This is a genomic window from Mesorhizobium sp. RCAM 06353, from assembly GCF_059683585.1.
This window is the reverse complement of record NZ_CM185031.1, coordinates 5,258,792-5,285,354: the sequence shown is the minus strand read 5'-3', so window position 1 is coordinate 5,285,354 and position 26,563 is coordinate 5,258,792. Positions and strand designations below refer to the sequence as shown.

The following is a 26,563-nucleotide window of genomic DNA, read 5'->3' as shown; positions in this document are numbered from 1 at the left end:
GAAAACCGGGGTCCACTTTTCGGGATCATGCTCCGCTCAACTGGCCTGGTCCATGAAACGGGGGAACCAGCCTTCGTGGGCGGCCTTCAGGTCGCTGACCGGGATCGCCCTGGCGTCGCCGAGCTTCAGCGTGTCGCCACCGGTCGAGCCGATCCACGGCGCGAAGATGCCGAGTTCGCCCTGCTGCTTGCGGATCGCGTCCCACTCCTCGCCATGCGGGTCGATCGACAGCGTCAGCAGATAGCGGCCCTGATCCTCGCCGAACCAGACCGGGATCGGATCGGTGCCGACAAGCCCGGGAACGGTCGCGCCGATGCCCGACGCCATCGCCATTTCGGCCAGCGCCACCGCGATGCCGCCATCGGAAACGTCATGCGCTGCGGTGATAATGCCGGACGCGATCAGCGAACGGACATGGTCGCCGACACGCTTCTCATGCGCGAGGTCGACCGGCGGCGGCGGGCCATCCGTGCGGCCATGGATGTCCCTGAAATAGACGGACTGGCCAAGATGCGTGCCCCAGGAGGCCGGAGCGCCGACCAGCAGGATCATCTGGCCCTCAGCCGCAAAACCTGTGCGCACCATCTTTGACCAATCGGCGATCAAGCCGACGCCGCCGATGGTCGGTGTCGGCAGGATGCCCTGGCCGTTGGTCTCGTTGTAGAGCGAGACATTGCCCGACACGATCGGGAAGCCGAGCGCGCGGCAGGCATCGCCAATGCCTTTCACCGCGCCGACCAGCTGGCCCATGATCTCGGGCCGTTCCGGATTGCCGAAATTGAGATTGTCGGTGGCGGCCAGCGGCAGCGCGCCGGTGGCGGTGAGATTGCGCCAGCATTCAGCCACGGCCTGCTTGCCGCCCTCATAAGGATCGGCCTCGCAATAGCGCGGCGTCACGTCGGAGGAGAAGGCGAGCGCCTTGGTCGCATGGCCTTCCACCCGCACCACGCCGGCATCGCCGCCGGGAAGCTGCAGCGAATTGCCCTGGATCAGCGTGTCATACTGCTCCCACACCCAGCGGCGCGACGACAGATCCGGTCCGCCGAGCAGTTTTAGCAACGCCTCAGTGACATCGGCCTGCGGAACGTCATTGGCGGCAAGCGGCGCCGGCTTCTTCGGCTCAATCCACGGCCGGTCGTATTCCGGCGCCTTGTCGCCAAGATCCTTGATCGGCAGATCGGCGACCTGGTCGCCCTGATGCAGCACGCGGAAGCGCAGGTCGTCGGTGGTCTTGCCGACAATGGCGAAGTCGAGGCCCCATTTGTGGAAGATCGCCTCGGCTTCCTTTTCCTTCTCAGGGCGCAGCACCATCAGCATGCGCTCTTGGCTTTCCGACAGCATCATCTCGTAGGCGCTCATGCGCTCTTCGCGCACCGGCACCTTGTCGAGATCGAGCTCGATGCCGAGGTCGCCCTTGGCGCCCATCTCGACAGCCGAGCAGGTGAGGCCGGCCGCACCCATGTCCTGGATGGCGATGACGGCGCCGGATGCCATCAGCTCGAGGCAGGCTTCCAGCAGGCATTTTTCGGTGAAGGGATCGCCGACCTGCACGGTCGGGCGCTTCTCGTCGATCTTGTCGTCGAATTCGGCCGACGCCATGGTGGCGCCGCCGACGCCGTCGCGGCCGGTCTTGGCGCCGAGATAGACGACCGGCAGGCCGACGCCCTTGGCTTCCGACAGGAAGATGGCATCGGTCTTGGCAAGGCCCGCGGCAAAGGCGTTGACCAGGATGTTGCCGTTGTAGCGGGCGTCGAAATTGACCTCGCCGCCGACCGTCGGCACGCCGAAGGCGTTGCCGTAGCCGCCGACGCCGGAAACCACGCCGCTGACCAGATGCCGGGTCTTGGGGTGGTCCGGCGCGCCGAAGCGCAGCGCGTTCATCGCCGCGATCGGCCGTGCACCCATGGTGAAGACGTCGCGCAAAATGCCGCCGACGCCGGTCGCCGCGCCCTGGTAAGGCTCGATGTAGGAGGGGTGGTTGTGGCTCTCCATCTTGAAGACGACGCAGTCGCCGTCGCCAATGTCGACCACGCCGGCATTCTCGCCCGGGCCCTGGATGACCTGTGGCCCGGTGGTGGGCAGCGTGCGCAGCCACTTCTTCGAGGATTTGTAGGAACAGTGTTCGTTCCACATCGCCGAAAAGATGCCGAGCTCGGTAAAGCTCGGCTCGCGTCCGACAAGGTCGAGGATGCGCTGATATTCGTCGGGCTTCAGCCCGTGCGCGGCAATGAGCTCTGGGGTGATCGGCACGGAATTGGAAATGGTCATGGGCGGCGATTTATGTCCATGGAGCGGGGATTTTGAGTCCCCTCATATCGCAAGCTTTGCGGCCGATACACCCGTCGAGCGTGGAAAAAAGACAGAAAGCAACAAGGTGACGACCGGGATGGCCTTCACAGTGTGGAATGCAAAGCCGAATGGAACGCTACGATGTGCCGGCCGTTAGGTCTCAACCACTCAGGAGACCGGACCATGGCTACCAAGCAAGGCAAGAAAGACAATCGCCTCTCGGACAAGGAGGCTATGCATATTGCCGAGACCACCGACGTTTCGCCAGGGCAGGCCAAGGAACTGGCTGAAAAGCACGGCAAGGACAAGGCCAGGAAGGAAGCAGCCAACTTCAAGGCCGAAGGCTGAGCCAGGCCCAGCCCTCTCAGGAGAAGCTGTCGTAGCCGGCGCGGCCCTCATCGAGCAGTCGCCGAAGCACTGCAACGCCATTGGCGACATCGCCGCGCTGCCTCGGCTGCGAAACGCCGAAGCGGATGCCGTGAAAGACCTGCTCGGAGCGGCCGGCCTTGAATTCATCCTCGTCGTCGATCAGCACACCATGTTCCAGGCAGGCATTCTTGAAGGTGCCGGAAAGCCACGGGTCGGGCAAAGTCAGCCAGACAAACGGCACCTTGTCGTGCGACTTGAACGCGAAACCGGCCAAAGTCTCGCGCACGATCGCGATGCGGGCGCTGATTTCGGCGATGCTGCGCTTGCGGATATCGCTGGCCTGACCGGAAAGCACCAGGCGGGCATTCACCTCCGCCAGCAGGAAGGGCATGCCGCCGGTCATCATCTTGTGGGCGACACGGATCCGGTGGCGATAGGCAGGCGGGCAGGAGAGCCAGCCGCCGCGCATGCCGGCCGCGACCGACTTCGATAGGCCGCCGGCCACGATGGTTCTTTCCGGAGCATATTCGGCGAGTAATGGTGTCGGGTCATCGGTCAGGTGGCCGTAGAGATCGTCTTCGATTAGAATGACATTGTATTCACGCGCGACCCGCGCGATCGCCTCGCGGCGCGCAGGCGACAAGGTCACCAGCGTCGGATTCTTGGCCGTCGGCATCAGGAAGATCATTCTGGGATGCTTTTGCGCGCAGACGCGCTCGAAATCGGCAGGGTCGAGACCTTCGTCGTCCGATGCCACCAGCGCTGTGCGCCGGCCGATCAACCCGGCGCTGCGCGAGATCTGCGAATAGGTGAGGTGCTCGAAGGCGACATAATCGCCGGGCGTGGTGAGTGCAGCGATCGCCGCCATCACCGCGGCATGGGTGCCGAGCGTCGGAACGATGCTGTCGGCGGCCGGGCGGAAGGCGTTGCGCGACAGCCAGCGGGCGCCGGCTTCGTACCATCGGCCAGGAAAATCGCGCGTATAGCTTGAAATCTCGTGAGGGTGATCCTGCGCGGTGCGCGACAGCACCTCGGCGACAATGACGCACTGACCGACATCGGGCGCTGCCGTGCTGTCGAAACGCAGCTTGTCCTGCGGGGCATCGACGGTGCGCGTGCCTTCCACGCCGACGTCGCGTGCCTCCGGCTTTACGCCGTCGGCGCGCTGACCGAGCACATAGGTTCCCCGCCCGACCTCACCGCTCACCAGCCCGCGCTCGCGCAGCAATTGATAGGCCCGGCCGACCGTGCCGACGGTGGTGCCGATGTCGTAGGCGAGGTCGCGTTGCGGTGGCAGTTTTGTCCCGGCACCGATGACGCCCTGGTCGATGCCCGCTTCAACGGAATCCGCAAGGCGTTGATAGAGCGGCCCGGCGCCGGCGGTCAGATCTGGAAGCCAATTTGTCATGGTGACAATTTTGTATATTGCACCAGAATGTGAGTCAATACATATCAATCGCGCACCAAAAGGGGTGCAATTGATATTTTTTGCAGAAAGAAAATGGATACAATAGCGACAATCCGTCATTCAAGAGCCGCGTTTCCAGGCGAAACGCTACCCCCGTCAGGTCGTAGCGGCTTTGTCGGCCGTCTGGTATGGGTGGTCATCTCGCTGGCGAAATGGATCGACCATTTGCTGGAGCGCCGGCGCGGTCGCCTGGCATTGCTGGAAATGACCGACGATCAGCTCAAGGACATCGGCCTCTCGCGCTGCGATGCCCACCGTGAGGGTATCAGACCCTTCTGGGAATAGACGCCGATCTAACGGACCCGTTTGGTCCCGCGATGGCCGATGCCTTGATCGATAAAAACGGCGACGACGCAGATCACCAGGAACAGCGCGGTGATGGCCAGCGCCGCAATGGCGACACTGGCTGCGCCGTTCTTGGCGACGTCGAGGAAGGGGTAGGGCACCTCGCCAGCGAATGGTGCCCGTATCAGCGCATAGGCCAGATAGCCGATTGGATAGAGCATCCACCGGGATATGTCGCTCCAGCGCGTCCGGCCGTCGGCGCCTGCGATCAGCCACCACAGCACGAACAGAACCGGCGTCACGTAGTGCAGCAGCACGTCGCAGAGCAGGAACAGACCTTGCGGCTGCCAGAGTCGCGCCAGAACCGTGGCATAGACGATGAAGACCAGGGTGATCGAAACCGCGATACCCGCGCGCATCCGGGACCCGACGAAGGCCGGCAGCCACGCATAGAAGCTGGGTGACAGCAGGGATGTGTAGACCAGCACGGCGCCAATGTTGGTCAGGATGGTGAAGAAGCTGAAGTAGAAGACGATCGAGGCAAGCAGGGTGCGACCGGCTTCCATCGACGCTGGAATGCTGATGCAGAACTGCAGGACGAGGCCGGCCAGACCGATGGCCAGACCCACCACCTGCAGGAAGCGGCCCATGGTCAGGCGGTTGCGGCGCAGGCCGGGTTGCCGGCTTGCCAGCGGGCAATGTCCGAGCCGATGCGCGCGCCGAGTGGGTCGTTCATCAGCGGCCCGAAGGCGTCGACGCGGCTCGAATTGCCTTGCGCCTGCACGACCAGCAACGGTTTGCCGCCATAGTGCTTGGCCGGCACCAAAAGGAAGCGCGGCGTGCCGCTGAACGAATTCAGCTCATTGGCCATCTGATATTGCTTGAAAGCTGGATCCTTGCTGGCGATCCAGCACTTGTGTGCGGCGATAGCTACCTGTTCCATGGCCAGCAACGAGGCGCTCTTGCCCGAGGGGACAGGCGTGCTCTTCGGGGTCGATTGGCACGACGCCAGGGCAAAGCCTGCCGCGGCAACCAAGGCGATCGTCTTGCTCTTGATCAAGCGGCACCCATCTCGAGTTCGGACAGAAAGATTTTCTGGCCGTCTGTCATCTCGCCCCACACCCGCGACAAGGCCGGATGCTGCGAAGCGATCTGCTCATAGGCATCGAATTTGGGATAGGCGTCGAGCAGGTCCTGGCGGCCCGTCATGGCGCGGAAATTGTTGAAGATGAACCGGGTCGGCGTTAGCCACGCATCGGCGAAGCTGATGTCGTCGCCGAGCGCGAAGGGGCCTTGCGCCAAGCGCGCCTCGATCGCCGCCAGCCCGTGATGCAGGCGGGCGAATTGGGCGTCGATCTCGGCATTGTTGCGCTTCGGCACGAAATGCAGCTCGAAAAGCTTCATTGTCGGCGTCAGCACGTCGAGATCGGTGATGCGGGCGAACATGCGCACCAGGGCGCGGTCCTTGGAATCGGGCGGCAGCAGCGCCGGCTCCGGGAACCGCTCCTCGAGATACTCGGCGATGACAACCGATTCGACGATGGTTTCACCCGAGCCGGTGATCAGCACGGGAATCCGGTTCATCGGCGAGATGGCGCGAAATGCTTCGGGGATCGGAAAACCCGGCGGCGGCGCGATGATCTTGAGCGGCACGTCCTTGATATAGGCCAGCGCCCGCACGATCGACGAGTAGGGGGACAACGGCCGCGAATAGAGTTTCATGACCGTCTCTCTCCCCAGAGCAATGGACGTGATGTCCTTGTAAACTTTACTGCATTTGCGGCTGAAATCGTCAAGCGGCGATGCCGAGCGCGCCTTCGAAGAGCGCACGACCGTCGCTGCCGCCATGGGCGGCTTCGATCAGGTTTTCAGGATGCGGCATCAGGCCGAGCACATTGCCTTGTTCGTTGATGATGCCGGCAATGTCGTTGATCGAGCCATTGGGATTGGTGCCCTCGGCATAACGGAACACCACCTGGCCTTCGCCTTCGAGGCGGGCAAGCGTTTCGGCGTCGGCGAAGTAATTGCCGTCATGGTGCGCCACCGGCGAGCGGATGATCTGGCCCGGCTGATAGCGGCGGGTGAACATGGTGTTGGCGTTGGTGATCTCGAGCTTGATCTGCCGGCAGACAAACTTCAGCGAGGTGTTGCGCATCAGCGCCCCCGGCAGCAGCCCGGCCTCGACCAGGATCTGAAAACCGTTGCAGACGCCGATGACCGTGACGCCCTTGGCGGCTTTTTCGGCGACCGCCCGCATCACCGGCATGCGCGCGGCGATCGCGCCACAGCGCAGATAGTCGCCGAAGGAAAAGCCGCCCGGAATGGCGATCAGGTCGACATCCGGGATTTCGGTGTCGGTCTGCCAGACGGTGACCGGCGGTTTTCCGGAAATCTTGGTCAGCGCCGCGATCATGTCGCGGTCGCGGTTGAGGCCAGGCAGGAGGACGACGGCTGATTTCATTTTGGTTCGTAAGGCCTCTGAGCTTCGGCTAGTTCGCGCAGGTCGAGACGGCGTTCGATATGTTCGAGCCGATCATCTTGGCGAGCCAGCACACCATAGATGTTCTTCACGTCACTTTCAGTGGCTATCAGATGACCGCGGATGGAGCCTAGCTCGGATTTTACCTCTCCAAGCGTCAAATCCATCCTGTCCAGCCGAGATTGGATGGACTTGAGGACTTCGAATATCAAGCTTCCATCGATTTCAGCCATCAGCCCCTCCGGTACAACCTCAGGTAATGGCTACACTATAATTCTCGATCACCGTGTTCGCCAGCAGCTTGTCGCACATGGCTTTCAGGTCGGCCTCGGCCTTGGCCTTGTCGCTTTCGGCCAGTTCGACGTCGAACACCTTGCCTTGCCGTACCGCGCCGACGCCATCAAAACCCAGGCCGGACAGTGCGTGTTCGATCGCCTTGCCTTGCGGGTCGAGAACACCGTTCTTGAGGGTGACGGTAATGCGGGCCTTGATCACGCTGGACATGCTCCTGTTCTAAAGTATCGGGTTGCAAGCCGCGATCAGTGCGGCTTGCCTTTGACGCCGTCGGTCGAGGCGACAAGCACCGGCCCGGTGGGACGCGGCGGCTCATTCTCGTTCATGATGCCGAGGCGGCGGGCGACTTCCTGGTAGGCTTCGACGAGGCCGCCCATGTCGCGTCGGAAACGGTCCTTGTCGAGCTTGTCCTGCGTCGCCACGTCCCACAAGCGACACGAATCCGGCGAAATCTCGTCGGCGACGACGATGCGCATCATGTCACCTTCGAACAGGCGGCCGCACTCGATCTTGAAGTCGACGAGCTGGATGCCGACACCCATGAACAGGCCGGAGAGGAAGTCGTTGACGCGAATGGCGAGCGCCATGACGTCGTCGATCTCCTGCGGGCTCGCCCAGCCGAAGGCGGTGATATGCTCTTCCGACACCATCGGATCGTCGAGCGCGTCGGCCTTGTAATAGAATTCGATGATCGAGCGCGGCAAAACGGTGCCTTCCTCGATGCCGAGGCGCTTCGACAGCGAACCGGCGGCGACGTTGCGCACCACCACTTCGAGCGGAATGATCTCGACTTCCTTGATCAGCTGCTCGCGCATGTTGAGCCGGCGGATGAAGTGGGTCGGGATGCCCATGCGGTTCAGATGGTTGAAGATGTACTCGGAAATGCGGTTGTTGAGCACACCCTTGCCGTCGATGACCTCGTGCTTCTTCTTGTTGAACGCGGTTGCATCGTCCTTGAAGAACTGGATCAGCGTACCCGGTTCGGGTCCCTCATAGAGGATCTTGGCCTTGCCTTCATAAATGCGGCGGCGATTTTTCATCTGATTTTTTCTCTGGATTTGCGGGCAGGCGGCAAGCGACCAGTTCCTGTCCGTCCGCCTAAATTAGTGCGGCGACGGCGGGGTTCAATGCCGGGTCTATCCCAATCACATCATTTGCTCAATCGGCAAATCCTTCCAATCAACCGCTTTCGGGACTGAAATGCCGCAGCGCAGCATATGACGAAGCGTATTGACCGGCCCGCGACCTTTTGGTTTGTGCTTCAGCAACACACATATCACCTGTCAACGAATCGGATTTGACCCGGAGGGACGCCATGAGCAGCATGAAAGACCGCGAAGAGGGCTTCGAGCGCAAATTTGCTTTCGACGAGGAGCTTCGGTTCAAGGCCGCGGCACGCCGCAACAAGGCGCTCGGCCTGTGGGCCGCCGAAAAGCTCGGCAAGTCGGGCGCTGATGCCGATGCCTACGCCAAGGAAGTCGTCGTCTCCGACATCGAGGAAGCCGGCGATCACGACGTGTTCCGCAAGATCCGCAAGGATTTCGATGCTGCCGGCGTCGAGCAGTCGGACCATCAGATCCGCCGCACCATGGACGAGCTGATGGCGCAGGCGATCGAGCAGATCAAGAACACCTGATCCCGACGGAGCAGGTTCCGCAAAAGTGTCCCGCGGTTTTGCGACAGAACCTGCGACAAACAAAAGGAAGCAGGGTTCCGCAAAAGTGCCCACGGTTTTGCGACAGAAACTGCGATAAGGAATGACTGGACCAATCGACCGCCCGGCCAAGCCGGGCGGTTTTTCTTTGCCTTTGCCGTGGTTTCCGGCTGAAACTGCTGATGTTAACGAGGAAAGAGATTAGATGTCCCTGAAGTCCCGCCTTGCCGCCGATGAAACGCTGATCACCGCCTGGTCGGGTGTGCCGGACGCCCTGACCGTCGAGATTCTCGCCAAACAGGGCTTCGATGCCATCACGCTCGACATGCAGCATGGCGGCCATCATGAGGACAGCGTGCTGCGCGGTCTTGTGCCGGTGCTTGCCGCAAACAAGCCGGCCCTGGTGCGCATTCCGGTCGGCCGCTTCGACATGGCAAGCCGGGCGCTCGATTTCGGCGCCGAGGCAGTCATCGCGCCGATGGTGAATTCGGTGGCCGATGCAAAGCTGTTCGCGGCGGCGATGAAGTATCCGCCGCTCGGCGAGCGCTCGTGGGGGCCGACCTATGCCTTTCCACGCCACGGCAAGGGTGATTATGCCGAATGGCTGCGCGACACCAATCAGCGCACGATGGCTTTTGCCATGGTCGAGACGCGCGCCGCGCTCGACGCGCTTGACGGCATCCTCGACACACCGGGCATCGACGGCATTTTCCTCGGCCCATCGGATTTCTCGATCGCCTGGAGCAACGGCACGGTCGTCAATTCGACGCTGGAAAGCATGATGGAGACGATAGCGTCGGTCGCCGAGCGCACCCGCAAGGCCGGCAAGCATGCAGCGATCTATGTCGTCGAACCGGCAATTGCCGGCCGTGTCGTGTCGATGGGCTACCGCCTGCTCGCCACGGGATCCGAGCATGCGCTGATTTCATTGGGCGCAAAAACTCTGCTGAAGAGCATCAAGGATTCCATCGGCGCCTGAGGCTGCTCTACGCCTTCAGGTCCGTCAGGAATTTGGCGAAGGTCATCGATCCCTCGGGCCAGGGGCCGAAGCCTGAATCCTGGTTGAGATGGCCGGTCTCGCCGGCATCGATGAACAGCGAGCCCCAGGCGCCGGCGATGTCCTCGGCGACATCGAAGGCGCAGAACGGGTCGTTGCGGCTGGCGATTACGATCGACGGAAAAGGCAAGGGCTCGCGCGGATAGGGGCCGAAAGTCATCAGGTGCTTCGGCTTGAGCTTGGGGTTGGCGACATCGGGCGGCGCCACGAAGAAGGCGCCGGCGACCGGCTTGACGAATTGCGGGATGGCCTGCACGGCCGCCGCGACGCCAAGCGAATGCGCAACGATGACGACCGGCCGCTCGGCCTCGTTGACCGCTTTGGCCACGCTCACCGTCCAGTCCTCGCGCACCGGCTTCGACCACTCCGCCTGCTCGACGCGGCGTGCCGTCGACAGTTTCGACTGCCAGCGCGTCTGCCAATGCTCAGGCCCCGAATTGGTGTAGCCGGGAACGATCAGGATATCTGCGTCTTTGACTTTCATGGCGCTGAGATAGCGAGCCCGATTGCCTCATGCAACCGTTGATAAGCACGCTCCTGCTCACAATGGTGAACACCATGTTCGCTTTTCGCTGTCTTGTGTGAACGATCGCGATAGACGATCTGTCGTCAGGAGAGAAACAGCCGTGGGGGCCGGATTTTGGCGCTGACACGACGTACAATGATTGGCGGCGCCGGGCTCCTAGCTTTGGGAGCTTCATCAAGCGTTGCCGCAACGGAGACAATGATGAGCGAACTGCCATTTGCCGCCACCACGCCGGTGAGCGTTGCCCGCGTCGGCCTGAAGGCGCGCGACGCCGAAGGTCTTGCCGCCTATTACCGCAAAGTCGTTGGCCTGCAGGAGTTGAGCCGTGCCGATGGCGCGATCACGCTCGGCGCCGGCAGCCGCCCGCTGCTGGTCCTCGAGCCGGACACCTCCGCCAAGCCCGACGATCCGCGCAGCGCCGGCCTGTTCCATACGGCTTTCCTGCTGCCCAGCCGTGCCGATCTCGGCCGCTGGATCAACCACGCCATATCAGACAAGATCTCTATCGACGGCGCTTCGGACCATCTGGTCAGTGAGGCGCTGTACCTGACCGACCCTGAAGGCAATGGCATCGAAATCTACGCCGACCGCCGTCCGCAGGACTGGAAATGGAACGGCGACAAGATTGCCATGGCGACCGAGCGGCTGAATATTCCGTCCCTTGTCGCCGAAGTGCCGGCAGGCGATGCCGGCTGGCAAGGCGCGCCGGAAAACAGCATCGTCGGCCATGTCCATCTGCGCGTCGGCAGGCCGGAAGAGGCCGAGGCCTGGTGGAACCAGGAATTCGGCTTCGACACTGTGGCCAGATATGGCGGCCAGGCGGTGTTCTTGTCGTCCGGCGGCTACCACCACCACATCGGCGCCAATGCCTGGCAGAGCGCCAGTGCCGGCCGTCGTGATCCGAGCCGGTCTGGTCTGGCCTGGGTCGAGATGCGTTCGGACAATGTGGCCAGCGAGAGCAGCCGTGAGGACCCCTGGGGCACGGTGATCAGGACCGTTCCCGGAAAGGCGTGATTTGACGCTGGCACAGCGTCTTTCTCCCCGTCACTATACGGGGAGAAATGCCCGGCAGGAGGGGCGGCGCCGAGGTTGCGAGGTTATCGTTTCTGACACAAAGCGATGGGTAGCTTACCGCCGAAGTCGGCGCCGCCCCTCATCCGCCTTTCGGGCGTTCGTCGTTCGAAAAGCCAAGCAATTGGCTTTTCGTTCGCTGTGCGGACCACTCCTCACCTCCCCGTGAACGGGGAGAAGGGAAGATCAAGCTTCCCCAAATACCCGCCTGAAAATCGTATCGACATGCTTGGTGTGATAGCCCAGGTCGAATTTCTCGCGGATTTCCGCCTCGGGCAGGGCGGCGGTCACTTCCTTGTCGGCCAGAAGTTCCTCAAGAAAATCAGCGCCTTGCTCCCACACCCTCATGGCGTTGCGCTGCACCAGCCGGTAGGAATCTTCGCGTGATAGGCCGGCCTGCGTCAGCGCCAGCATCACGCGCTGCGAATGCACCAGGCCGCGGAACTTGTTCATGTTCTTCAGCATGTTCTCGGGATAGACGACAAGCTTGTCGATGACGCCGGTCAGCCGCGACAGCGCGAAATCGAGCGTCACCGTGGCGTCCGGGCCGATCATGCGCTCGACCGATGAGTGCGAGATGTCGCGCTCGTGCCAGAGCGCCACATCCTCCATCGCCGGCAGCGCCATGGAGCGCACCATGCGGGCAAGGCCGGTGAGATTTTCCGTCAGCACCGGATTGCGCTTGTGCGGCATCGCCGACGAGCCTTTCTGGCCGGGCGAAAAATACTCTTCCGCTTCCAGCACCTCGGTGCGCTGCAGATGCCGGATCTCGGTCGCCAGCCGCTCCATCGATGAGGCGATGACGCCGAGCGTGGCAAAGAACATGGCATGGCGGTCGCGCGGGATCACTTGCGTCGACACCGGCTCCGGCTTCAGCCCGAGTTTTGCCGCGACATGTTCCTCGACATAGGGGTCGATGTTGGCAAAGGTGCCGACAGCGCCTGAAATCGCACAGGTGGCGATGTCTTCCCGTGCGTGCACCAGCCGCTCGCGGCAGCGTGTGAACTCGGCATAGGCCTGCGCCAGCTTGATGCCGAAGGTCGTCGGCTCGGCATGGATGCCATGGCTGCGGCCGATGGTGACCGTGTCCTTGTGCTCGAAGGCGCGTCGCTTGAGCGCGGCAAGCAGGCCGTCGATGTCGGCGAGCAGGATGTCGCTGGCGCGGGTAAGCTGGACGGCAAAGCAGGTGTCCAGAACATCCGAAGAGGTCATGCCCTGGTGGATGAAGCGCGCGTCCGGTCCGACGAATTCGGCAAGATGGGTGAGGAAGGCGATGACGTCATGCTTGGTGACGCGCTCGATCTCGTCGATCTTCTCGACGTCGAATTTCGCAGCATTGCCCTTTTCCCAGATGGTTTTCGCAGCAGCTTTCGGGATGACACCGAGCTCGGCCAGCGCGTCGCAGGCATGGGCCTCGATTTCGAACCAGATGCGAAACCGGGCCTCGGGCGACCAGATGGCGACCATTTCCGGCCGGGAATAGCGAGGGATCATCGGTCAGTCCTGATGTATCTAGAGCAATCCAGGAAAAGTGCGCAGGGTTTTTCCGTCCGGAATTGCGAAAAAGAAGGAGTTAGAGCGGGTCGGCGGTTCTACCAAACGCTGAACCGCTCTGGGTTAGCCCGCGTCCTAACAGAGGCGGACAAAATGCTCAACGCCGCTGCTGTGCAAACCAGAGGCTGGCGGCAAACAAGGCGACGAAACCAAGCGGAAAATAGAGCCTGATGCCCAGCATCACGAACTGGTACAGCGCCACCGCCATCGTGAAGACGAGCTGAAACCCCCAGGTGAGGGTGAAGACGGGCGCATGCCATTCGGCATAGTAGGACCGGTATTGCAAGGCATAGAGCCCGGCGGTCAGCCCGATCGTCGCGGCGGCAAGGCAAACCATTGTCGCGGCGAAGGCGACCTCCCGACCCCTTCCGAGCGAGACAAGCCGGGCCGCGAACAGGCCAAGCGGAAAGGCCAGGGCGCCGCCGCCCGCAAACAGCAGTGATACGGTGCGGATCTTATCCGGCGTCACCCAACTATCCAGCAAAAGGTTGACGAGCGCACTGGCGCCCATCGTGGCGGCCCATAGCAAGGCGCCGAGAAGTGCCGTGCGCGGCGTCGGTATCGCTCTGTACACGCGGCCAAAGGCACGATTGCGCCTGGCGGGTTGAGCAATGGGTGTCACAGGCGGCCGGTCACGGCGATCCAGCGGAAGTCCGGCCCCTCGAAGCCATATTGGCGCACCGCGATCAGCACCGCATAGGCGCTGAGGCTGTCTAAGGAGAATGTCTGCACAGCACCGATGCGGTAGCCGTTCGGGCAGCCGCGGCTCTTGGGGACCGCCTTGTCCTCGTGCAGCAATTTGGTGGTGCCGCCATCCTGCGCCTCGATGCGCAGCAGCCGAAAGCCATTGATCTCGCCCTGGCTGTCGCAGCCTTCGGTGTTGTTCATGCCGATCTCGTCCAACCGGAACTCGAGCGGCTGGTCGACCGGAGAAAAGATCGGCCGTGGATTGACCACCATGCGGTGCGGATCGGCCGAAAGCTCGGTCACCGGGTTGAAACCGGCGGTGATGCCGCGGTTGGCGCTCAACTCGGCCTGGCTGATAATGGCCTCACCTTTCTGCCGGGCCTGAAGGCGGGCGGCGTCCAGTTTGGCATTCTCGTCGTCGAGCCGGACCCGGATCGGCGTGCCCTTGAGAAAGCTGTCGGTGCTTGTGTCGATGTAATAGCGATTGGCATAGGGAAAGCCCGACCCGTCCTGGACGCCATACTCCTCGAAGGCGAAAACGCCGCCGTCCTTGGTGAAGCCAAGGATTTCAAGCTCGGCGACATCGCCGGCCTGGGCGGCGACCGACGCAGCAAACTGTGCGGCCAGGGAAACGGCAAACAGGAAAAGCAGTCGCATTGTTTCACTCCGACAGCCCCGATCGTTCAATCCCTAGCACGGCCGAATCAAAACGTCGTGCGGGTCAAAAGCCGATGCATCCAATCGGCCCGTCATTTGTTATTGTCGGCAGTCCCAATGGAGAACCACCATGACCGACACCAGCAAAATTCGTGAGCATATGGAAGTGGTCGGCGCCGATGGCGTGCATGTCGGCACTGTCGACAAGGTCGACGGCCAGCGCATCAAGCTGACCAAGGCCGACAGCGGCGAGGGTGCTCACAAGGGTCATCACCACTACATTCCTCTGGCCCTGGTTGCCGAGGTTGATGGCAAGAAGGTGTGGCTGTCGGCGAATTCCGATGTCGCGGTGACCTTCGAGGAAGAAAAATCCGATCCGGTCTGATAGGGCGACCCGCTCTAGCGGCGCGACGACCAGACCTGAAACAGATCGTTGTCGGCTGGCGTCGCGGCAAACACGCCGCGGCTGATGGCGCGCGCCATGGTGGCGCCGGCCGCGGCGTAGAGGTCGATTGCCGCATCGGCTTCGAGCTGGATGCCGCTCCTGCCGGTCGCCAGTGCGAACACCAGATCACCGTCGGCCGGGGTGTGCGTCGGCCAGATGGCGCGCACGAAGCCGTCATGCGCCGACATCGCCAGGCGTTTTGCCGCGGCCTTGGTGAGAACCGCGTCCGTCGCGATGACGGCGATGGTGGTGTTGCCACCGGTCTCCATCTGCCGGCCTGCCTGCTTGTCGCGGTATTTCAGCAAGATGTTCCTGGCATCGTCCGGCATCGGTGAGGGATAGCCAAGCCTGCCGAACTCGTCGCCGATTTCGAACGGCGCTGCCCAGAAATGGCGGGTGCGGCTGACGGTCACCGAGCCGGTCGGGTTGACGGCCGCCAACGCACCGATGGTGACGCCATTGTCCAAAAGCGTCGAGGCGGAGCCCAGGCCGCCCTTCAATCCCGCGGTCAGCGCACCGGTGCCGGCGCCGGTCGTGCCGAGTTCGAAATCCGTGCTGGCGGTTTGCGCGGCCTCATAGCCGAGGTCACGGTAAGGGGGATAGCGGCCCCAGTCCTTGTCGCCGCCATTGCGCAGATCGAACAGGATCGCCGCCGGCACGATCGGCACGCGAAAGCCGCCCACTTCGAAGCCGATGCCGCGCTCGCGCAGCGCCGCCTGCACGCCGGACGCAGCATCAAGGCCGAAAGCCGAACCGCCCGACAGCACCACCGCATGGATCGCCTCGACCGAATTGTGCGGTTCGAGCAGGTCCGTCTCACGGGTTCCCGGCGCGCCGCCGAGGATCTGGACGCCGGCCACCGCCGGTTCGTCGCACAGCACCGTCGTTACGCCGGACTTCAGCCTGGCATCGGCAGCGTTGCCGACGCGCAGACCGGCAACGTCGGTGATCAGGTTGCGCGGACCGGTGCGGAACATCAGTTGCTTTCCAGAGGTACGAAGCGCGTGCCGTCGAAGCGGAAGACGCGGTAAGGGCTCTGGCTGAGGTCGCCCTTGGCGTCGAAGCCGACCGGCCCGATCGCCGTGGTGAAGTCATGCCCGGTCAGCGCCTCGGTCAACGGCTTGCCCGAGGTTTCGGCCAAAGCCGACGCCGCCTTGGCAATCTCGACCGCCGCATAGGCCGGCAGTGCATAGCCGTCGGGCACGATCTTTTGCGCGGAGAAGTTTTCAAGCACTTTTGAGTCGGCGACATCGGCCCATTCGGGCGGTGCGATAATCAGCGTGCCGGTTGCATATGGCACGTCACCGGGCGGCGTGCGCAGGTTTTCGCCACCGGCAAAGACAATGCCGGCCTGCAACTGGCCGGCATCGCGGCCCATGATGGCGATGTCGTCGCCATCGCCGCCGGCAAAGACATGCGTGGCGCCAGCTTTCTTCAGCCGCCCGACCAGACCGATCTGGTTGTCGAGTTGCGGCCGGAACGTGTCGACGAAGACGGGTTTCAGCGCCGCTTGCTCGGCCGCCGCACGAAACGTTTCGGCCATTTCGCGACCGTAGATGGTGCCGTCATCGATGATGGCGAACAGCTCGTTCTGCCACAGGCGGATGAGGGCGGAGGCAACGGCGTTGCGCTCATCGTCGCCGCGCGGCCCGAGGCGATAGACGGGCCAACCGGTCTTGGCGCGGCGGTCTGTCAGGCTTTCGGTGCGCACGCCGATGGTGATGACCGGAATATTGGCGTCCTTGAGGATCGGCATCGCCGCCTCGATAGCGTCGGTGCAAAGGAAGCCGACGACAATACTGACCTTGGCCGCCGCGAAGTCCCTGGCCGCCGCGGCACCCCCATCGGCGGTGCAGGCGTCATCCACGGTCTTGAGTTCGATGCCGTTCGCTTGGGCCGCCAGGCTGGTGCCAGCCGCGATCTGCTTGCCGAGAATTGCCGATGGTCCGGACAAGGGCGCGGCGACGCCGACCAGCAGCGTCTGCGCGTTCGCGCTGTTGGCCACGAACAGCCAGACCAACGCCGCTATTGTTCTCGTCCCAGGTCGCATTCGAGCGATGGAGTCCTCCGTGCCGGCTTTACGCTTTGGCACTATTTGCCGCCAAGACCTAAAGGCTGCCCGGCCTTGGTGCAACACGCGAATTTGGGGATATGGGCCAAGCACTTCGCTTGTGGCGTGTCCTGTCTGGCCATATATGTCAGGACGATACTGGCCATGGAATATTCCCGGTGCTGAAGAAGAACGATATTGGGCCGCAGGCCTATCGCGACGCGATGAGCCATTTTGCTGGCCACGTCCATGTGGTTACAACAGACGGGCCCGCCGGAAAGCGCGGCACGACGGTGATTGCCGCCTGTTCGGTATCGGACACGCCCCCGACCATTCTGGTCTGTCTCAACCGTGAAAATGCCAAGAACGAGCTGTTCGTGCAAAACGGCCGGTTTGCCCTGAACACGCTGGCCTCGCACCAGGAGCCGCTGTCGATCGGTTTTTCTGGCATCACCGGTCTGCCGCTTGAAGAGCGTTTCGCGCTCGGCGAATGGGATGTGATCTCGACCGGCGCGCCGACGCTGAAGGGCGCACTCGCCGTGTTCGACTGCGAATTGATCGACACCAAGGACCTGGCCACCCATCGTGTGCTTTTTGGCAAGGTGACAGGTCTGCGTATGGGCGATAATTTGCGGCCGCTGATCTACCACGCCCGCGGCTATCACGTCCTGGACAGCGGAGCGGCGGCGTTCACGGAGAAAGAATGACCGAACTGAAACCGCGCCCCGTGCCGCGGACGATCGACGAGACGCTCGATCTTCTGACCGGCGCGGACTATGTGGCGGACCGGTCGCTGGCGACCGTGCTTTTCCTGTCGCTGCGCATGAACCGGCCCTTGTTCCTCGAGGGCGAGGCCGGTGTCGGCAAGACCGAGATCGCCAAGGTGTTGGCGCGGGCGCTTGGCCGCCGGCTGATCCGCCTGCAATGCTATGAGGGCCTCGACGTCTCCTCGGCCGTCTATGAGTGGAACTACGCCGCGCAGATGATCGAGATCCGCATGGAGGAGGCGGCCGGCAAGGTCGACCGCTCCGCCATGGAGCGCAACGTGTTCTCCGAAAAATATCTGATCCGCCGCCCGGTGCTCGATGCGCTGACCGGCAAGACGGGGGCAGCCCCGGTCTTCCTGATAGACGAGCTCGACCGCACCGACGAAGCCTTCGAAGCCTTCCTGCTCGAAATCCTGTCCGACTACCAGGTGACCGTGCCCGAACTCGGCACCATCAAGGCCGAAGAGCCGCCGATCGTCATCATCACCACCAACCGCACCCGCGAGATCCACGACGCATTGAAGCGGCGCTGTCTCTATCACTGGGTCGATTATCCCAATGCCGAGCGCGAGCTGGAGATCGTGCGCCGCAAGGTGCCGCAGGCCAACCAGCGGCTTTCGGCCGAGGTGGTTTCCTTCATCCAGAAGCTACGCCAGATCGAGCTGTTCAAGGTGCCGGGCGTTGCCGAAACCATCGACTGGGCCGGTGCGCTGACGGAGCTCGACAAGGTGGCGCTCGATCCCGAAACCGTGTCCGACACGATCGGCGTGCTGTTGAAATACCAGGACGATATTGCCCGCATCGGTTCGGGCGAAGGCCGGCGCATCCTCGACGAGGTCAAGGCCGAGCTCGCGGCGGCGCAGTAGCGGCCATGAACGCGCCGGGTGCTCACCCCAAAGAGGCCGACCCCAGAGAGGCGACGCCGGACGGGCGCATCGCCGACAACATCGTCTATTTCGCCCGCACCTTGCGCAAGGCCGGCATGCGGGTCGGGCCGGCCTCGGTCAAGGATGCCATCGAGGCGGTGCTGGCCGCCGGCATCGGCTCACGCGACGATTTCTACTGGACGCTGCACGCTGTGCTGGTGTCCAGGCATGAGGATCACCCGACCTTCGACGAAGCCTTCCGGCTGTTCTGGAAATCGCGCGAATTGATCGAGAAACTGCTGGCGATGTTTTCGCCGGTGGCGCCTGACGCCAGGGAGAAGCAGAAGCCGCGCGCGGCCGAAAACCGCGTCAGCCAGGCGATGTTCGAGGGCCATCAGAAGAACCAGCCACCTCAGGAAGTCCCCGAGGTCGAGGTCGATGCCCGCTTTACCTTTTCCGGCAACGAGGTGTTGCGCGGCAAGGATTTTGCCCAGATGAACGCCGCCGAGATGGCCGATGCCAAGAAGGCCATCGCCGAGCTGCGATTGCCTTTCGACATGGTGCGGACCAGGCGCTTCAGGGCCGACGCGCATGGACGCCGCATCGACCCGCGCGCCATGATGCGTTCGGCCGCGCGCACCGGCGGCGAATTGATCCTGCCGAAATTCCGCTCGCCCCGCGAAGTCCATCCGCCGCTGGTGGTGCTGGCCGACATTTCCGGCTCGATGAGCCAGTACACGCGCATCTTCCTGCATTTCCTGCATGCATTGACGGAAAAGCGCCGCCGCGTTCACACCTTCGTCTTCGGCACGCGGCTGACCAACCTGACCCGGCAGATGCGCCACCGCGATCCCGATGCCGCCCTTGCCGACTGCTCGGCGGCGGTCAAGGACTGGTCCGGCGGCACGCGCATCGGCGACACGCTGGCCGAGTTCAACAAGCTGTGGTCGCGGCGTGTGCTGGGGCAGGGTGCGGTTGTGCTTCTGATCACCGACGGGCTGGAGCGCGACGATGTCGCCGGCCTCTCGGAGGAGATGGAGCGGCTGCATAAATCCTGCCGGCGGCTGATCTGGCTCAATCCCTTGCTGCGCTTTGACGGTTTCCAGGCACGCGCCCGCGGCGTCAAGGCGATGCTGCCGCATGTCGATGAGTTCCGCTCGGTCCACAATCTCGATGCGCTCGCCGACCTCTGCGCCTCGCTCGACAAGAAATCGGCACAGTCGGTCGATCCGCGGCGATGGATGGACGCTGGCACGAGGCACGCCGCATAGCCATATGTTTATTCACCGGAAAAACAGACTCTGAGAGAAGCGATCATGGACGACAGCATCTATCTCGATGAGGCCCGCGACCCGCTGATTATCGCGGAAGGCTGGATGAAGGACGGCAAGGATGTCGCCATTGCCACTGTGGTCGAGACGTGGGGGTCGGCGCCGAGGCCGGTCGGCAGCCATCTGGTCATCGATGCCGAAGGCAATTTCCATGGCTCGGTCTCGGGCGGCTGCGTTGAGGGTGCGGTGGTGGGCGAGGCGATCGATGTGATCGACTCAGGGAAAGCCAAAATGCTCGAATTCGGCGTCGCCGACGAAACCGCCTGGCAGGTCGGCCTGTCCTGCGGCGGCCGCATCAAGGTGTATGTCGAGCGGTTGGGCTGATCTCAGATGGATCCATACGCCTTAAAGACGTTGAATGCCGAACGACGTGCCCGCCGCGCGGCGATCCTCGTCACCGATCTCGGTGATGGCCGCGATCGCATCGTGCGCGAGGGCGACCAGGTCGCCGGCGATCTCGGAGCCGCGATCGCCAAGGCATTTCGGTCGGGCAATTCCGGCTCGGTCGAGGCGGAAGGGCGGACCTTCTTTCTCAACGCGCATCTGCCGCAGCCGCGCCTCGTGGTGATCGGCGCCGTTCATATCAGCCAGGCGCTGGCGCCAATGGCCAGGATTGCCGGTTATCCCCTGGAGATCATCGATCCGCGCACCGCTTTTGCGACGCCCGACCGCTTTCCCGGTGTCGCCTTGCATGCCGAGTGGCCGGAAGATGTGCTGAAGCGCCAGCCGCTCGACAGCTACACGGCGCTCGCCGCCGTCACTCATGATCCGAAGATCGACGATTTCGCCTTGAAGGCAGCGCTCGACGCCAACTGCTTCTATGTCGGGGCGCTTGGCAGCCGCAAGACCCATGCAAAACGCGTCGAACGCCTGCTGGCCTTGGGTGCCACCGCCGACCAGATCGCCCGCATCCATGCGCCGATCGGGCTCGACATCGGCGCCGCCAGCCCGGCCGAGATCGCTGTGGCGGTGCTGGCGCAGACCATCTACGCCTTCCGCTCGCGCGGCCTCGATGCCTCCGCATCGGCCCAAAGATCGGAATCGATTTTGGAGAAGCACGATGCATAGATTCAAAACAGCAGAGCGTCCTTTGCGCGTCCAACTGGACGCGCGGCGCTCTGCGGGCGCGGTGGCGTGAAATTCGGTCCGATCCCGATTGAGACGGCCGAAGGCGCGGTGCTGGCGCATGCCACCACCGCTGGCGAAATGCGCTTTCGCAAGGCGCACAGGCTGAGCGCCGAAGACGTCTCCATACTCAAGCGGGCTGGCGTCTCGCAGGTTGTTGCGGCCGTGCTTTCCGCGGACGATCTCGGCGAGGACGCCGCAGCGCAAAGAATTGCCGAAAGCATGACTTTCAGCGGCATCGAGGCCAGGTCCGCCGCCACCGGCCGGGTCAATCTCCACGCCAAGGCATCAGGCATCTTCACGGTCGATGCAGCCGTCATCGACGCCATCAACGCCGTCGACCCCGCCATCACCATTGCCACGCTGGCGCGGCATGCCCCGGTCGAACAGGGTCAGATGGTGGCGACGGTGAAGATCATCCCGTTCGCGGTCAGCTCTGCGCTGGTCGATGCGGTCGCCAAAATCTGCGCCGGCGGCGAGATTTTTGCCGTCAACGCCTATCAGCCGGTGCGCGTCGGTGTCATCCAGACGGTTCTACCGGGCATCAAGCCCAGTGTGCTCGACAAGACGCTGCGTGTCACCGAAGCAAGGCTGGCGCGTTCAGGCGGCAGGCTGACGGCGGAACGCCGCACGCCGCATGAGATTGCGCCCGTGGCGGCGGCCGCCGCCTCGTTGGCGCGCGACAACGACATGGTGGTGATCTTCGGCGCTTCGGCGATGAGCGATTTCGCCGATGTTGTTCCGGCGGCGATCGAAATGGCGGGCGGCACGGTCATCCGCGCCGGCATGCCGGTCGATCCCGGCAATCTGCTGGTGCTGGGGACGCTGGATGGCAAGCGCATCATCGGTGCGCCCGGCTGCGCCCGCAGCCCCAAGGAAAACGGCTTCGACTGGGTGCTTGACCGGTTGATCGCCGGCCTTGACGTCACCGCGAAGGACATCGCCGGCATGGGGGTCGGCGGTCTGCTGATGGAAATCCCGACACGGCCGCAGCCGCGCGAGCCGCTGCCGGCCAAGAGCAAGCTCAAGGTCGCCACCGTGCTTCTGGCGGCCGGCCGGTCGAGCCGCATGGGCGGACCGAACAAGCTCATGGCGCTGTTCGACGGCAAGCCGCTGGTGCGCCGCACCGCCGAGCGCGTGCTCGCCTCGAAGGCTTCGGGCACGATCATCGTCACCGGTCATCAGCGCGAGCGGGTGCGAGCAGCTTTGTCGGGCCTCGACGTTACTTTCGCCGACAATCCGGATTTCGCCGATGGCCTGTCCACGTCGCTGAAAGCCGGTATTGCCTATCTGCCCGAAGACACGGCCGGCGTGATGATCGTCCTGGGAGACATGCCTGGCGTTGTGTCGGACGATCTTAACCGGCTGATCGATGCCTTCCGCAAGGCTGGAGGCATTTCCGTGGTCCGCGCTTCGCATCAGGGCAAACGCGGCAACCCGGTGCTTTTGCCGCGCTCGCTGTTTCCGGCCATCGCCCATCTCGAAGGCGATACCGGCGCGCGCCATCTGGTCGAGGCCGAAGGGCTCGACGTCATCGATGTCGAGATCGGCGAGGGCGCTTCTGTCGATGTCGACACACGCGAGGCGCTCGAAGGCGCCGGCGGCGTGCTGCAGGATTGACAAACCTGAACTGAATTAAGCATGGCTGAGCGATGGTTTCCAGTTCACCAGCCTTTGCGCGTCTACCCCCCTCTGGCCTGCCGGCCATCTCCCCCTCAGGGGGGAGTTCAGCAATTTCGATGGCGGCGTCCACCTTGCAACTTTGGAGATTGGCGAAAGCCGAACGCATATCCAATCTCCCCCTTGAGGGGGAGATGGCCGGCAGCCCAGAGGGGGGCGGTCGCGCTCCAAGCCTTTCTGATTTCACTGTTTTTCGTGTTTTCGGGCTCTTATGCCGATGCGCTCGAACTAAAACCCTTCAAGGACGATCTCTTCGCTTACCCGGCCACGCTGTCGTCCGACAGCAACGGCGCCTATACGGTCATCGACTATCGCGAGATGCGCGACATCAACCAGCGTGATGAAGTGCCGGAAAAGCGCGTGCATGCGCAATACACCGACACCAGTGTGCGCAAGGTGCAGCAGGACCTGATGCTGAAGACCGATGCTGGCGATGTCAGGCACGTCGCGGTCGGCAAGACGCAAGGTGCCGGTATCATCGTGCTCTACCTGCACGGGCAGGGCGGCAGCCGCAAGCAGGGCGTCGACGACTTCACCTTCGGCGGCAATTTCAACCGGCTCAAGAATTTGATGGCCGGCAATGGCGGGCTTTACCTCTCACCGGATTTCCCCGATTTCGGCGACAAGGGCGCCGCACAGGTCGCGGCCTTGATCGATCACTATGCCGAGCAGTCGCCGGGCGCGAAGATTTTCGTCGCCTGCGGCTCGATGGGCGGTTCCCTGTGCTGGAAGCTTGCCGCGCGCAACGATACCGGCCGGCGCATCGACGGGCTGCTGCTGCTCGGCTCGCTGTGGGACGACAGTTTTCTCGCCAGTCCCGCCTTCAGGCGTCATGTCCCGGTCTTCTTCGGCCAGGGCAGCCATGACGTGGTCTTTCCCGTGGCGAACCAGGAAGCCTTCTTCCGCTCCATCATCGCTAGGTCGAAAGCCTATCCCTATCCGACCCGCTTCGTCCGCTTCGAGACCGGCACGCACGGCACGCCCATCCGCATGGTCGACTGGCGCGGAACGCTGAACTGGATGCTGTCGAAGGCGCCTTGATACAAAAGGACAAAAGCTTGGAGCGCATCGCGCTTCAGGGTGCGGTGTTGTAGTCGACAATCGTCTGCGGATTTTCTTCGCCATCATAGGACGCGTCGACGTCATACTGAACCAGTGAAAAATCACCGTTACGGAACAAATATGTGCCGGAGTCGGAGGCATCGCCGATGCCGCGCCATTTGTTGAAAGTGGTGATCGTATGGGCGTCCGGGTCATAGTCGGAGTTGGTGGCCCATCCCGTGGTGTGGAAGCCGATCACCGTCACGCTCAACAGCTTGCCGTCACTGTCGTTGTTTTCGTAGCGGATATCGGTCTCCGGTTCGGCGAACTGCAATTGCCGCACGCCGTCGACCTCATCCGTCATATAGTAGATCGAGTTCTCATTGTAGGCGGCGGCCGCACAGGAAAAATGAAACAGCCGCGTTTCCTTGTCCTGATCACCAGGCTGCGCATTCTTGTCCTTGTACTTGATCGAAAAGATTTCCGGCTCATTGGCCACAAGTTCCTTGTCGCACTGGTCGCCATAGGTCGCCAGAAAGGCCTTCTTGGCCTGCTCCAGTGCTACGTCCTTCTTCGGCGGCGGTGGTCCGTCGCCACAGCTTGGCGGCACAGCCTCCTCGAAATCGGCGGTTGAAGGTTTCAGCGCGCCTTTTTCGATATGGATAGGATCGAAGGGCGGCGCCGCCTGGATCTGCGCATTCACCTGGCGCAGCGTGTAGCAGCCGGCAAAGACTTTTTCGCCGCCGCTCTTGTCGGTGGCCCGGATGGCGACAGGGACGTTGTAGAAAATGCTGCCGGCGGCACCCTCGTCTGAAATAGCACCGGTCGTGACTTCGACCTTGTCGGTACCGTCATAGCCCTTGACGAAACTGTCGAAATCCTTAGCCGGCTTGGCATCGCCGTAATACCCCCAGGCGCGGGCGAATTCGTGTCGGTTGATGGCGCTGTAGAGCGAGCGGATGACCGCCTCGGCGCTTGACCGGTCGTCGACATAGGGCGTTTCGGGCGCGTCGTCGGCGGCCAGCGCCGCTTGGCCGGACATGGCAAGGGAGAACAGGGCAGTCGCTGCGAGAAGGACGCGTCTCATCGGGAATCTCCGCTCGATAACGGAAATTCTACCACAGCGATTGCGGCGGCGTGGTGACGTGGAGCCCACGGCGCTTGAAGAATCGTGCGCACAGGCGCTACGTCGCTCCGCCAACGTTCAGGCCGGACAGGAGATTTGACGTGACCATATCGATGTATGAGGCATCCGTGCCCGTGTTTTCAGCCAGGCTGAAAGCACTTTCCAATGTGCTGGCGGCTGCCGAACAGAATGCGCTTGACCGCAAGATCGACCCGCAGGTGTTTTTGACGGCGCGGCTTGCACCCGACATGTTCGCTTTGGCCAGGCAGGTGCAGATCGCCACCGACCATGCCAAGGGCGCGCCGTCGCGGCTCGCCGGCCGTGAGGTGCCGAAATACGAGGACAATGAGGCAAGTTTTGCCGATCTCGAGGCGCGGATCGCCAAGACGCTCGCGCTTCTGGCGACTTTTTCGCCAGCCGATATCGACGGTTCCGACGACAAGGTGATCGAGTTGAAGCTTGGTGGCCGCGAAACGACGTTGGGCGGCATGCAGTATCTGCTGCATGTGGCCATGCCCAACTTCTACTTCCACCTCACCACCGCCTACGACATCCTTCGCCACAATGGCGTGCCGCTGGGCAAGGCGACATTCCTCGGATCGCGTTGAGAAATCAGACTTTGAGATGTCCCGGATCGTTTCGGGACATCTCGCCAGCTGCTTAGCGAATGGACATTTCGCGGGCGATGCGCGGAAAATCGGCGGGCTTGATGCCGATATCGGCGCGATCGGCGCTGCTCATCGAATGAAGCAGCGCGAGTGCTGCGCGGTATCTCAGATGTTCCTGCGGGCGCGGCCGGGCGAACATTTCCGTGAAGAAACCCATGATTCAGGCTCCTGGTTGGTCCTCCACGCCAGCTAATATACGTGAATCGTGACAATTGTGCAGTGCAGCATTTGCATGCCTGCTATGTCCGGATGATTTTCATAAATTTTTTTGCGGCCCGCTGAAACTTCTGCACCGCATGAACCGTAGGCTTCGACGCTGGCACATGGCCAGTTTTTCCTCGCCACTCCTGGCGAATTTCCGGGCTGCATGAAAGTGCAGTCCGGCTTTTTGTTTTAAGGACCGGTCGCGATCCTTCGAACAGCTAAATTCGTTAAGATCGGTGGTATGTATTTTTAACGAGCCGGTTCTATGGTCTGGAAACCTGACAGTCAGGCAAGGTGGAGGCTGACATCGCTACCGGCGCCAAGCGTGATTTCGCTTCGCTGCTCGACGACCTCTTCGTCGCCTCCGACAAGGGCGACGGCATTGAGGGCGACGAGGCCGGCGCGCGTCCGTCAATTCCGTTCGATTATCTCTCGGTCGCCGAGGAACTCCATTCCGGTCGCATCAAGGTGTCGGCCGCCGAGTATCGCGAGGCCGGTGCTGATCTGGCGAGCGAATTCGCCGCCTTGCTCGAACACGCCAAGCTGGCCCTCGCTGCCGAGGACCCGAAGCTCGAGGAAAAACTGCCGCCGATCGATCCGGAATCGATTGCGGCCGAACTGGGACTGAACCAGTCCAAGAGCGCCGCCGATTTCGGCCGCATGCGCCGCAGCTTTGCTTTTACCAACCATCCCGATCGCGTCGCCCCGCATCTGCGCCAACGCGCCGTGATCCGCATGCAGGTCGCCAACATGCTGATCGACGAGGCCAAACGCCGCGCCGTGGCCAGTGCCCGCCGCTAGCAACCGCTGGTTCACGCAAAAGTCGGCCTGGTGAGGCTTGGAGAGCGCCGTGGCTTTCCCTATACATGC

At 62.7% G+C, this 26,563-nt stretch carries 32 protein-coding genes; 15 read left to right on the top strand and 17 right to left on the bottom strand.

The window, feature by feature from the left end:
* Positions 1-36: 36 nt before the first annotated feature.
* Positions 37-2,268: a phosphoribosylformylglycinamidine synthase subunit PurL gene (gene purL, locus AC56QX_RS25645; RefSeq protein ID WP_497111291.1), complete on the bottom strand. Its 2,232-nt coding sequence runs from the start codon at positions 2,266-2,268 to the stop codon at positions 37-39.
* A 204-nt stretch (positions 2,269-2,472) separates the two neighbouring features.
* Here purL and AC56QX_RS25640 point away from each other — a divergent pair, with 204 nt between their 5' ends.
* Positions 2,473-2,637, top strand: coding sequence for a hypothetical protein (locus AC56QX_RS25640; protein ID WP_172350798.1), 165 nt, complete (start codon positions 2,473-2,475; stop codon positions 2,635-2,637).
* Positions 2,638-2,653: 16 nt separating this feature from the next.
* Here the strand turns inward: AC56QX_RS25640 and AC56QX_RS25635 are convergent, their stop codons facing one another.
* Positions 2,654-4,066, bottom strand: a complete 1,413-nt coding sequence (locus tag AC56QX_RS25635) for an aminotransferase-like domain-containing protein (protein ID WP_497111288.1) — start codon at positions 4,064-4,066, stop codon at positions 2,654-2,656.
* Positions 4,067-4,159: 93 nt separating this feature from the next.
* Between AC56QX_RS25635 and AC56QX_RS25630 the strand changes: the two genes are divergently transcribed.
* Positions 4,160-4,411, top strand: coding sequence for a DUF1127 domain-containing protein (locus tag AC56QX_RS25630; RefSeq protein WP_497111286.1), 252 nt, complete (start codon positions 4,160-4,162; stop codon positions 4,409-4,411).
* Between the two features lie 8 nt (positions 4,412-4,419).
* Here AC56QX_RS25630 and AC56QX_RS25625 read toward each other — a convergent pair whose 3' ends face one another.
* The 7 genes from AC56QX_RS25625 to purC form a co-directional block, all read right to left on the bottom strand.
* Positions 4,420-5,061 (bottom strand): Pr6Pr family membrane protein, encoded by a 642-nt coding sequence (locus AC56QX_RS25625; RefSeq protein WP_497111284.1) that lies wholly within the window; start codon positions 5,059-5,061, stop codon positions 4,420-4,422.
* Between the two features lie 2 nt (positions 5,062-5,063).
* On the bottom strand, positions 5,064-5,471 hold the full coding sequence (locus tag AC56QX_RS25620) for a hypothetical protein (RefSeq protein WP_477221283.1): 408 nt from the start codon (positions 5,469-5,471) through the stop codon (positions 5,064-5,066).
* Positions 5,468-6,133: a glutathione S-transferase family protein gene (locus AC56QX_RS25615; protein WP_497111283.1), complete on the bottom strand. Its 666-nt coding sequence runs from the start codon at positions 6,131-6,133 to the stop codon at positions 5,468-5,470. The genes AC56QX_RS25620 and AC56QX_RS25615 overlap by 4 nt, the downstream gene beginning before the upstream one ends.
* Before the next feature lie 70 nt (positions 6,134-6,203).
* Positions 6,204-6,872 (bottom strand): phosphoribosylformylglycinamidine synthase subunit PurQ, encoded by a 669-nt coding sequence (purQ, locus tag AC56QX_RS25610; protein WP_032930048.1) that lies wholly within the window; start codon positions 6,870-6,872, stop codon positions 6,204-6,206.
* Positions 6,869-7,123, bottom strand: coding sequence for a hypothetical protein (locus tag AC56QX_RS25605; protein ID WP_497111282.1), 255 nt, complete (start codon positions 7,121-7,123; stop codon positions 6,869-6,871). Before AC56QX_RS25605 ends, purQ begins: the two co-directional genes overlap by 4 nt.
* Before the next feature lie 19 nt (positions 7,124-7,142).
* The gene (purS, locus tag AC56QX_RS25600) at positions 7,143-7,385 is read right to left on the bottom strand and encodes a phosphoribosylformylglycinamidine synthase subunit PurS (RefSeq protein WP_095788262.1); all 243 of its coding nucleotides are present in this window, start codon (positions 7,383-7,385) and stop codon (positions 7,143-7,145) included.
* Between the two features lie 44 nt (positions 7,386-7,429).
* On the bottom strand, positions 7,430-8,224 hold the full coding sequence (purC, locus tag AC56QX_RS25595) for a phosphoribosylaminoimidazolesuccinocarboxamide synthase (RefSeq protein ID WP_027028673.1): 795 nt from the start codon (positions 8,222-8,224) through the stop codon (positions 7,430-7,432).
* 275 nt (positions 8,225-8,499) lie between these two features.
* Between purC and AC56QX_RS25590 the strand changes: the two genes are divergently transcribed.
* Together AC56QX_RS25590 and AC56QX_RS25585 are read left to right on the top strand one after the other, a co-directional pair.
* Positions 8,500-8,820: a DUF1476 domain-containing protein gene (locus AC56QX_RS25590; protein ID WP_091578294.1), complete on the top strand. Its 321-nt coding sequence runs from the start codon at positions 8,500-8,502 to the stop codon at positions 8,818-8,820.
* Positions 8,821-9,043: 223 nt separating this feature from the next.
* The gene (locus AC56QX_RS25585; protein ID WP_477221288.1) at positions 9,044-9,817 is read left to right on the top strand and encodes an HpcH/HpaI aldolase family protein; all 774 of its coding nucleotides are present in this window, start codon (positions 9,044-9,046) and stop codon (positions 9,815-9,817) included.
* A 7-nt stretch (positions 9,818-9,824) separates the two neighbouring features.
* Here the strand turns inward: AC56QX_RS25585 and AC56QX_RS25580 are convergent, their stop codons facing one another.
* Positions 9,825-10,379, bottom strand: coding sequence for an RBBP9/YdeN family alpha/beta hydrolase (locus tag AC56QX_RS25580; RefSeq protein WP_497111281.1), 555 nt, complete (start codon positions 10,377-10,379; stop codon positions 9,825-9,827).
* Positions 10,380-10,622: 243 nt separating this feature from the next.
* Between AC56QX_RS25580 and AC56QX_RS25575 the strand changes: the two genes are divergently transcribed.
* A complete protein-coding gene (locus AC56QX_RS25575) occupies positions 10,623-11,435 on the top strand; it encodes a VOC family protein (RefSeq protein WP_497111280.1) in 813 nt (270 codons plus the stop codon).
* 243 nt (positions 11,436-11,678) lie between these two features.
* On the opposite strand, the gene purB is transcribed toward AC56QX_RS25575, so the two are convergent.
* From purB to AC56QX_RS25560, 3 genes are all read right to left on the bottom strand, one after another.
* Positions 11,679-12,986: an adenylosuccinate lyase gene (gene purB / locus AC56QX_RS25570; RefSeq protein ID WP_497111279.1), complete on the bottom strand. Its 1,308-nt coding sequence runs from the start codon at positions 12,984-12,986 to the stop codon at positions 11,679-11,681.
* 157 nt (positions 12,987-13,143) lie between these two features.
* The gene (locus tag AC56QX_RS25565) at positions 13,144-13,608 is read right to left on the bottom strand and encodes a hypothetical protein (RefSeq protein WP_497117889.1); all 465 of its coding nucleotides are present in this window, start codon (positions 13,606-13,608) and stop codon (positions 13,144-13,146) included.
* Between the two features lie 56 nt (positions 13,609-13,664).
* Complete coding sequence (locus tag AC56QX_RS25560; protein ID WP_497111278.1) at positions 13,665-14,390, bottom strand: DUF2259 domain-containing protein; 726 nt, start codon at positions 14,388-14,390, stop codon at positions 13,665-13,667.
* A 130-nt stretch (positions 14,391-14,520) separates the two neighbouring features.
* On the opposite strand from AC56QX_RS25560, the gene AC56QX_RS25555 reads away from it, so the two are divergent.
* The gene (locus AC56QX_RS25555) at positions 14,521-14,775 is read left to right on the top strand and encodes a DUF2171 domain-containing protein (RefSeq protein WP_096445325.1); all 255 of its coding nucleotides are present in this window, start codon (positions 14,521-14,523) and stop codon (positions 14,773-14,775) included.
* A 14-nt stretch (positions 14,776-14,789) separates the two neighbouring features.
* Here the strand turns inward: AC56QX_RS25555 and AC56QX_RS25550 are convergent, their stop codons facing one another.
* Together AC56QX_RS25550 and AC56QX_RS25545 are read right to left on the bottom strand one after the other, a co-directional pair.
* Positions 14,790-15,812 (bottom strand): P1 family peptidase, encoded by a 1,023-nt coding sequence (locus AC56QX_RS25550; RefSeq protein ID WP_497111277.1) that lies wholly within the window; start codon positions 15,810-15,812, stop codon positions 14,790-14,792.
* Positions 15,812-16,885 (bottom strand): branched-chain amino acid ABC transporter substrate-binding protein, encoded by a 1,074-nt coding sequence (locus tag AC56QX_RS25545; RefSeq protein WP_497111276.1) that lies wholly within the window; start codon positions 16,883-16,885, stop codon positions 15,812-15,814. Before AC56QX_RS25545 ends, AC56QX_RS25550 begins: the two co-directional genes overlap by 1 nt.
* A gap of 179 nt (positions 16,886-17,064) precedes the next feature.
* Here AC56QX_RS25545 and AC56QX_RS25540 point away from each other — a divergent pair, with 179 nt between their 5' ends.
* The 7 genes from AC56QX_RS25540 (at position 17,065) to AC56QX_RS25510 (ending at position 23,695) form a co-directional block, all read left to right on the top strand.
* Complete coding sequence (locus AC56QX_RS25540; RefSeq protein WP_475451074.1) at positions 17,065-17,592, top strand: flavin reductase; 528 nt, start codon at positions 17,065-17,067, stop codon at positions 17,590-17,592.
* Entirely contained in the window at positions 17,589-18,518 is a 930-nt protein-coding gene (locus AC56QX_RS25535) for an AAA family ATPase (RefSeq protein ID WP_497111275.1), read from the top strand. The genes AC56QX_RS25540 and AC56QX_RS25535 overlap by 4 nt, the downstream gene beginning before the upstream one ends.
* A gap of 5 nt (positions 18,519-18,523) precedes the next feature.
* On the top strand, positions 18,524-19,789 hold the full coding sequence (locus AC56QX_RS25530) for a vWA domain-containing protein (RefSeq protein WP_497111274.1): 1,266 nt from the start codon (positions 18,524-18,526) through the stop codon (positions 19,787-19,789).
* 45 nt (positions 19,790-19,834) lie between these two features.
* Positions 19,835-20,173 carry an XdhC family protein gene (locus AC56QX_RS25525; protein ID WP_497111272.1) on the top strand — a complete coding sequence of 113 codons (339 nt, stop codon included), beginning with the start codon at positions 19,835-19,837 and terminating at the stop codon, positions 20,171-20,173.
* A gap of 6 nt (positions 20,174-20,179) precedes the next feature.
* Positions 20,180-20,917: an XdhC family protein gene (locus AC56QX_RS25520; RefSeq protein ID WP_497111271.1), complete on the top strand. Its 738-nt coding sequence runs from the start codon at positions 20,180-20,182 to the stop codon at positions 20,915-20,917.
* A 66-nt stretch (positions 20,918-20,983) separates the two neighbouring features.
* Positions 20,984-22,594: an NTP transferase domain-containing protein gene (locus AC56QX_RS25515; RefSeq protein WP_497111270.1), complete on the top strand. Its 1,611-nt coding sequence runs from the start codon at positions 20,984-20,986 to the stop codon at positions 22,592-22,594.
* Positions 22,595-22,840: 246 nt separating this feature from the next.
* Positions 22,841-23,695 (top strand): alpha/beta hydrolase family protein, encoded by an 855-nt coding sequence (locus tag AC56QX_RS25510; RefSeq protein WP_497117887.1) that lies wholly within the window; start codon positions 22,841-22,843, stop codon positions 23,693-23,695.
* A gap of 34 nt (positions 23,696-23,729) precedes the next feature.
* Here AC56QX_RS25510 and AC56QX_RS25505 read toward each other — a convergent pair whose 3' ends face one another.
* On the bottom strand, positions 23,730-24,782 hold the full coding sequence (locus tag AC56QX_RS25505; protein WP_497111269.1) for a DUF1176 domain-containing protein: 1,053 nt from the start codon (positions 24,780-24,782) through the stop codon (positions 23,730-23,732).
* A gap of 140 nt (positions 24,783-24,922) precedes the next feature.
* Between AC56QX_RS25505 and AC56QX_RS25500 the strand changes: the two genes are divergently transcribed.
* The gene (locus tag AC56QX_RS25500; RefSeq protein ID WP_497111268.1) at positions 24,923-25,429 is read left to right on the top strand and encodes a DUF1993 domain-containing protein; all 507 of its coding nucleotides are present in this window, start codon (positions 24,923-24,925) and stop codon (positions 25,427-25,429) included.
* 52 nt (positions 25,430-25,481) lie between these two features.
* Here AC56QX_RS25500 and AC56QX_RS25495 read toward each other — a convergent pair whose 3' ends face one another.
* Positions 25,482-25,646, bottom strand: coding sequence for a hypothetical protein (locus AC56QX_RS25495; protein WP_096445344.1), 165 nt, complete (start codon positions 25,644-25,646; stop codon positions 25,482-25,484).
* Positions 25,647-25,987: 341 nt separating this feature from the next.
* On the opposite strand from AC56QX_RS25495, the gene AC56QX_RS25490 reads away from it, so the two are divergent.
* Complete coding sequence (locus AC56QX_RS25490; protein ID WP_497111267.1) at positions 25,988-26,494, top strand: hypothetical protein; 507 nt, start codon at positions 25,988-25,990, stop codon at positions 26,492-26,494.
* Positions 26,495-26,563: the final 69 nt, after the last annotated feature.

What these genes read in the sequence shown, in the direction of transcription:
- purQ (WP_032930048.1), bottom strand. Translation starts at nt 6,872, where the DNA reads ATGAAATCAGCCGTCGTCCTCCTGCCTGGCCTCAACCGCGACCGCGAC.
- AC56QX_RS25560 (WP_497111278.1), bottom strand. Translation starts at nt 14,390, where the DNA reads ATGCGACTGCTTTTCCTGTTTGCCGTTTCCCTGGCCGCACAGTTTGCT.
- AC56QX_RS25615 (WP_497111283.1), bottom strand. Translation starts at nt 6,133, where the DNA reads ATGAAACTCTATTCGCGGCCGTTGTCCCCCTACTCGTCGATCGTGCGG.
- AC56QX_RS25495 (WP_096445344.1), bottom strand. Translation starts at nt 25,646, where the DNA reads ATGGGTTTCTTCACGGAAATGTTCGCCCGGCCGCGCCCGCAGGAACAT.
- AC56QX_RS25605 (WP_497111282.1), bottom strand. Translation starts at nt 7,123, where the DNA reads ATGGCTGAAATCGATGGAAGCTTGATATTCGAAGTCCTCAAGTCCATC.
- AC56QX_RS25585 (WP_477221288.1), top strand. Translation starts at nt 9,044, where the DNA reads ATGTCCCTGAAGTCCCGCCTTGCCGCCGATGAAACGCTGATCACCGCC.
- purB (WP_497111279.1), bottom strand. Translation starts at nt 12,986, where the DNA reads ATGATCCCTCGCTATTCCCGGCCGGAAATGGTCGCCATCTGGTCGCCC.
- AC56QX_RS25580 (WP_497111281.1), bottom strand. Translation starts at nt 10,379, where the DNA reads ATGAAAGTCAAAGACGCAGATATCCTGATCGTTCCCGGCTACACCAAT.
- AC56QX_RS25550 (WP_497111277.1), bottom strand. Translation starts at nt 15,812, where the DNA reads ATGTTCCGCACCGGTCCGCGCAACCTGATCACCGACGTTGCCGGTCTG.
- AC56QX_RS25530 (WP_497111274.1), top strand. Translation starts at nt 18,524, where the DNA reads ATGAACGCGCCGGGTGCTCACCCCAAAGAGGCCGACCCCAGAGAGGCG.
- purC (WP_027028673.1), bottom strand. Translation starts at nt 8,224, where the DNA reads ATGAAAAATCGCCGCCGCATTTATGAAGGCAAGGCCAAGATCCTCTAT.
- AC56QX_RS25525 (WP_497111272.1), top strand. Translation starts at nt 19,835, where the DNA reads ATGGACGACAGCATCTATCTCGATGAGGCCCGCGACCCGCTGATTATC.
- AC56QX_RS25520 (WP_497111271.1), top strand. Translation starts at nt 20,180, where the DNA reads ATGGATCCATACGCCTTAAAGACGTTGAATGCCGAACGACGTGCCCGC.
- AC56QX_RS25635 (WP_497111288.1), bottom strand. Translation starts at nt 4,066, where the DNA reads ATGACAAATTGGCTTCCAGATCTGACCGCCGGCGCCGGGCCGCTCTAT.
- AC56QX_RS25640 (WP_172350798.1), top strand. Translation starts at nt 2,473, where the DNA reads ATGGCTACCAAGCAAGGCAAGAAAGACAATCGCCTCTCGGACAAGGAG.
- AC56QX_RS25625 (WP_497111284.1), bottom strand. Translation starts at nt 5,061, where the DNA reads ATGGGCCGCTTCCTGCAGGTGGTGGGTCTGGCCATCGGTCTGGCCGGC.
- AC56QX_RS25545 (WP_497111276.1), bottom strand. Translation starts at nt 16,885, where the DNA reads ATGCGACCTGGGACGAGAACAATAGCGGCGTTGGTCTGGCTGTTCGTG.
- AC56QX_RS25590 (WP_091578294.1), top strand. Translation starts at nt 8,500, where the DNA reads ATGAGCAGCATGAAAGACCGCGAAGAGGGCTTCGAGCGCAAATTTGCT.
- AC56QX_RS25555 (WP_096445325.1), top strand. Translation starts at nt 14,521, where the DNA reads ATGACCGACACCAGCAAAATTCGTGAGCATATGGAAGTGGTCGGCGCC.
- purL (WP_497111291.1), bottom strand. Translation starts at nt 2,268, where the DNA reads ATGACCATTTCCAATTCCGTGCCGATCACCCCAGAGCTCATTGCCGCG.
- AC56QX_RS25505 (WP_497111269.1), bottom strand. Translation starts at nt 24,782, where the DNA reads ATGAGACGCGTCCTTCTCGCAGCGACTGCCCTGTTCTCCCTTGCCATG.
- AC56QX_RS25630 (WP_497111286.1), top strand. Translation starts at nt 4,160, where the DNA reads ATGGATACAATAGCGACAATCCGTCATTCAAGAGCCGCGTTTCCAGGC.
- AC56QX_RS25535 (WP_497111275.1), top strand. Translation starts at nt 17,589, where the DNA reads ATGACCGAACTGAAACCGCGCCCCGTGCCGCGGACGATCGACGAGACG.
- AC56QX_RS25575 (WP_497111280.1), top strand. Translation starts at nt 10,623, where the DNA reads ATGAGCGAACTGCCATTTGCCGCCACCACGCCGGTGAGCGTTGCCCGC.